We start from the raw sequence: 4,660 nt of genomic DNA, 5'->3' as shown, positions 1-4,660 counted from the left end.
CCGCGCAGCGGCATGGAGCGAAGCGGTAACAGGGTTTGGTGGGCGCAGCCCACTGTACTGCTAAACCGGGGTTGTTGACGATCCGCACGATACTGGTGCGCGATAGCGCCCACCCAAAGCGGTGCAGGTGCGTAGCACCTAGAAGCCGCTGCCGCGCCTCTGGCGCGTCATCATGAGGCAGCCCGAAGGGCTGGGCGGAGCGGAGCGGAGGGTAGGTGAGCGCATACGCGCTCTTTTCTGTACCTTTTTCCTTTTCCCTTTTAGGGCGTTATAAGATATTGATTTTAAATAGTAATTCGACTTAAAAAGGGACAAATTGATGGTTAAAAGGGGACAAATTGATGGTTAAAAGGGGACAAATTGATGGTTGTAAGGGGGACAGATTGATGGTTTTATGTGACAACTACTGACAATGTCACATAAATGGATGGCCATGCAGTCTCCGCAGGTCTACAAAGCCAACGCCCTGGTTGAAGCGTCCTACCGCCTCAGCCTCTACGAACAGCGTATCGTACTGGCCTGTATCGCTCAGGTTCGTAGAGATGAGCCGTTGACCGACCAGCAGCTCTACATAGTCAGTGCCCAGCAGATCGCCGAAATGACGGGGACCAAACTGGGCACGGCTTACCAGAACCTCAAGGCTGCTTCAGAGCGCCTTTTTGAGCGGCGTGTGACGCTGCACGAACCCCCCAACGGTAAGAGCGGGGGCAAGGTACGGCTTACACGCTGGGTGCAGGAAGTCGTTTACCAAGAGGATCAGGGCACCGTATCACTTCGTTTCAGCCAACCGATGGTGCCTTACCTGTCTCAGCTCTCAGCGCAGTTCACACGCTACGCTCTAGCCGATGTGGCCAAGATGACCAGTGCCCACGCCATCCGCCTCTACGAGCTGCTGTGCCAGTGGCGCGACGCCGGAAAGCGTGAAGTAGAGCTGACTTGGTTCCGTGACGCACTCCAGCTGGAGGATCGCTACAGCAACATCCGCGACCTCAAACGCCGCGTGATCGAGCCTGCCGTCGAGCAGATCAACGAGCATTCGCCAATGTGGGTGAAGTGGTCACAGCGCAAAACCGGGCGGCGCGTCTCTCATTTGGTGTTTACCTTCGGCGAGAAGCCCTCAGAAAATCCCGTGAAGGCACAAAAACCTAAAACCAGTGGAAACGCCAAAGGGAAGGACAAAAACGCCTCTGGGGCCATCTACGGCATTCCTAGGGCCATAATCGAAGCCAAGGCGCGGACAGGGGAAAGTTACGAAGACGCCGCCTTACGACTGCTCATCGAAGCCAAGCAGCGGTAGGTGTCACAGCCCGAAACCATGATCCCGGTTCCGCACCAAGGTACGCTGCTGGAGCAAGTCAGCGATGCCCTTAACCTTGGCCGGGTCGTCTTTCATGTCAGCCAGCACGCGCCGCTGTGCCGCTTCGGGCATGGCGTTGTAGCTATCAACCTGCTCTCGCAGCGGTTGCGGTGTGTCCTTCCAGTCGCTGCTGCTGTCTCTGTAGCCAGCCATGCCAAGCGAGCGCTTCCGGCAAAGCGCCGTGAACTCATTGACGATGGGTTCAGCCTGCTTGTGACGCGCCTCACGCTGTCGAGCCAATTCGGCCTGCTGCTGGGCCTTGCGCTGCTGTTGGGCCTGCTGGGCAAGCCGAGCTTGATAGTCCTGAACCGTCTGTTTCACTGCATCCGTAAGGCGGTCAGCTGCTCGGTCAGCGCCTCGAAGCGCTTGGTCAGTTTGTCGACCGCTGCCGCGTTCCTCTGGTCGCTCTGGTGCAGTGCTCGGCGCAGCTCCTCGCTGTCGTTCTGCTGCTCGACCAGCACCTTTTGCAAGCTCTGTAGCTGCCTTGATAAGTCGCTCACTAGCCGCTCTGAATCGAGCTGCTGCTGCTCTAACTGCCGCAATAGCAGGGTTTCCAGTTCCGTCATGGGTTAATTCCTTGTGTTCGTCAGCTCGACTACCTGCGTCCCGTCTTCTTCCATGTTCCCTATCCAAGCTTCCCCAACCAAGTACGTCGCGCCCTGAATCGTGCGTATTTCCAGATGATCGCCCAACCGAGGCATCGACTCGGCCCGCTGGATCTCCGCGTTCAAGGTCTGTAAGTGCTGGATGCGCTTGTTGATCTGCCAATCGGTCAGCAGGATGCCACTCCCCACCAGGGCGCTGACCGTCAGCATCACGGCCACCGTGATCGCTGCCGGGCGCGTCCAGCTCCGAAGGCCACCGACCTGACTCAACCGCTCGGCCTGTGCCGCTGCCGTGGCTAGGCGCTTCTCGATCTGCTCGATCTGTTGCCGTTGCCCAGCCACGACTGAGTTCAGCTGCTTGCTCAAGCTGTGGTTCAGGTCGTTGATAACGCTCTCGGTGGTATGCCTCGCGGCGGCCAGTTGCTGCTTCAAGGCGTTTTCGTGCTCGCTCAGCTGCGTCTGGGTCACGCTGTCCATCTCGGCCAGCTGCTGCGCTCTGCGCTCGGCGAGCTTCTCGCTCAAGGGTTTGGTCGATGGTCCAGTTGTCACGGTATAGCTCTCCTCGCAGCCGGATGGGCTTGTCTTCGCCATGAGGCCGCACGCTCACATAGTCCTTGCTGGCTCGTGTGATCTCGCCAATGTCGGCCAGCTCTTGCCGTACTTCTTTGGCGTTCGTCACCAGTCCATCAGCGGCGAGCGCTTCGATGTGGGCGGTGATCTCAGCGCGGGTCTTGGGGTGCCTGTCTGGGTGGCTTCGGTGGGGTTCATGGCCGGGCTGTACGTGCCGGAAGCGCTCAGGGTCGTCTGGGCGCGCCCAGCCCTGTGAGTGGTTCCAGTAGTCGCGCAGCGGGTCAAAAGTCTTTTCATGGCCCGGTGGGGCGATGTTCAGCGCCTTGCCCGTCGACAGCTCAACACGGGCGGTCAACGTGTGAATATGGGCCGTTCCGTCTTGTTCTCTGTGCAGAACCGCGCATGTCGCGTACTGGTCGGGATCGAGACCGGCAAACGCGGTGCGCTCAAAATCCTGCACAACCTGGTTAATTTGCTCGGGGGTCGGGTTGTCCTCTGGCGACCAGGCGATAACGCCAGACGTATAGCGCCACTGGTGCGCGCTGGCGTCGGCCACCTCAGCCACTAGGTGCGGGTCGCCACTCAATACCGTTACCTCGGCGCGTTCCTCACCGGTGTGGTCACGCTCACCTAGCAGGTAGTTGACGGCACCGCGAGCGCTGCCCTGACCGTGAGAGAGAAACTTGATATGCACGGCTAGATCTCCTCACCTTGGTCAGCAGGATCGTAGCGGGGCAGCTCGGCCAGTCGGTGCAGCTCTCGCTGCATCGCGGCCAGTTCAGCCAGTAGCCGGGTATGGTCAGCAGGGGATAAGCCCACACTGTTCAGCACGCGAGCCATCTGGTTAATGTTGCTGCCAATGGCGGCTAACTGCCGCAAAAGCACGGGGTCAGCGGTCAGTGTTCTCAACCGTCGAGGCTGTCGGCGTAGCCCCGTTTGCACGGCCTCGGCACCGTCAACACGTTGGCGTAGCCAATCGCTCAACGACTTATCAGCCGCCTTGGCAGACTGCCGCCAATGGGCGGCAGTGTCGTCAGGCAGTCGCAGCGTTACCCGCTGGGAAAGCTGTCGGCGGCTAGGTTGGTCAGGCATGGCCATGCCTCCGGGGGTTGGGGTTCGGGGATTGAAGGGGCAGCGCCCCTCACCAGCCCCTGTCGACAAAGAGCGTCAGCGATTTTGTCAGACAGGGTAGGCTGGCTTGAAAGCTAAAGCTGACTCTCATAATAGCATATCACTCGATTGTGATGTGTTAAGCTTGGCCGCGACGCTTCCTGAGCCTGCTTTGTAACCGCTTCCAATCTTCCGCCGGCACATACTGCACTGCCCAACGCAGCAGCAGTTCTGCCAATCGCCAATGAGGTATGTCATCAGGATAGGCGGTGGCATCGTGTGCGATACCTAACAAATCAAGCCGTGCGGCCCGCTGAGCGTTTTTATCGCTGAACGTATAGTCCAGCAACACCGCCAGCCACAGCGGCGCCTCGGCGTCCTGTAGAGCTCTGGGGCGTGGCATTAAAATTCATCCTCGTTAATCAACTCAAACACCTTTCGTTTGGCATGGGTAAGGTCATTGTGAGCCAGTACGTGCCAGTCATACGCTTCCGTACCGGGACCCATTTCCTGGCCCACCGCGCATCGATCGCGTTCATAGCGATACCGCGTCCCGCCGGGGGATTGCCATTCGGTGACGTTATCACCGCTAAACGCGGGTTTGAGATCACTGATTTTGCGAAGCGCCATAGCCAGGTACTCAGGTCGGATTAATGACTACAATTGTAGTTTATAAGCGTGATAATATCACGCTTATTTTAGCTCAAACAAAGAAAAGCCCGACCCTTTCGGGTCGGGCGGAATTCTTACATCACGTCCCTGCAAGCACTGATGAGCGTCCTGCTCAACCATCCGTGGCATCATTGAGCCAACTCCGGCTCGTTCTTCCTAAAAAGTAGCATCCCTGCTTAACAAGCGTCACTGTCACACTTTCCCATGTGAATAGCTACAGCATAGTTAATCAGTTAAGAATCTCCATACTTTTATCTCAGTGATAGATGTGAAATTTTCACGCCTATAGTCATAAAATCAAGATTATTCGCCTTATCTTGAGTTTTGCGAGGGTAGGGTTTTGATG

General features: G+C 57.7%; 5 protein-coding genes. 1 reads left to right on the top strand and 4 read right to left on the bottom strand.

The genetic code is table 11. The features are described 5' to 3' along the window. The first annotated feature begins 433 nt into the window (after nucleotides 1–433). Nucleotides 434–1,297 (top strand): replication initiation protein, encoded by an 864-nt coding sequence (locus tag ACT3TC_RS16990; RefSeq protein WP_193063641.1) that lies wholly within the window; start codon nucleotides 434–436, stop codon nucleotides 1,295–1,297. 3 nt (nucleotides 1,298–1,300) lie between these two features. Here ACT3TC_RS16990 and ACT3TC_RS16985 read toward each other — a convergent pair whose 3' ends face one another. The 4 genes from ACT3TC_RS16985 to ACT3TC_RS16970 all read right to left on the bottom strand — a co-directional run bounded on the left by ACT3TC_RS16985 (nucleotide 1,301) and on the right by ACT3TC_RS16970 (nucleotide 4,272). After that, a complete protein-coding gene (locus tag ACT3TC_RS16985; protein ID WP_193063639.1) occupies nucleotides 1,301–3,226 on the bottom strand; it encodes a relaxase/mobilization nuclease domain-containing protein in 1,926 nt (641 codons plus the stop codon). 2 nt (nucleotides 3,227–3,228) lie between these two features. Beyond that, nucleotides 3,229–3,624: a MobC family plasmid mobilization relaxosome protein gene (locus ACT3TC_RS16980; RefSeq protein WP_193063637.1), complete on the bottom strand. Its 396-nt coding sequence runs from the start codon at nucleotides 3,622–3,624 to the stop codon at nucleotides 3,229–3,231. A gap of 157 nt (nucleotides 3,625–3,781) precedes the next feature. Continuing rightward, nucleotides 3,782–4,045: a hypothetical protein gene (locus ACT3TC_RS16975; RefSeq protein WP_193063643.1), complete on the bottom strand. Its 264-nt coding sequence runs from the start codon at nucleotides 4,043–4,045 to the stop codon at nucleotides 3,782–3,784. Beyond that, nucleotides 4,045–4,272 carry a hypothetical protein gene (locus tag ACT3TC_RS16970; RefSeq protein WP_192539983.1) on the bottom strand — a complete coding sequence of 76 codons (228 nt, stop codon included), beginning with the start codon at nucleotides 4,270–4,272 and terminating at the stop codon, nucleotides 4,045–4,047. The genes ACT3TC_RS16975 and ACT3TC_RS16970 overlap by 1 nt, the downstream gene beginning before the upstream one ends. Nucleotides 4,273–4,660: the final 388 nt, after the last annotated feature.

The organism is Halomonas sp. AOP27-A1-41, assembly GCF_052378605.1.
In the GTDB taxonomy this organism is placed as follows: domain Bacteria; phylum Pseudomonadota; class Gammaproteobacteria; order Pseudomonadales; family Halomonadaceae; genus Vreelandella; species Vreelandella citrativorans.
The sequence above is the reverse complement of the archived record's forward strand: the minus strand, read 5'-3'. Positions and strand labels throughout refer to the sequence as shown.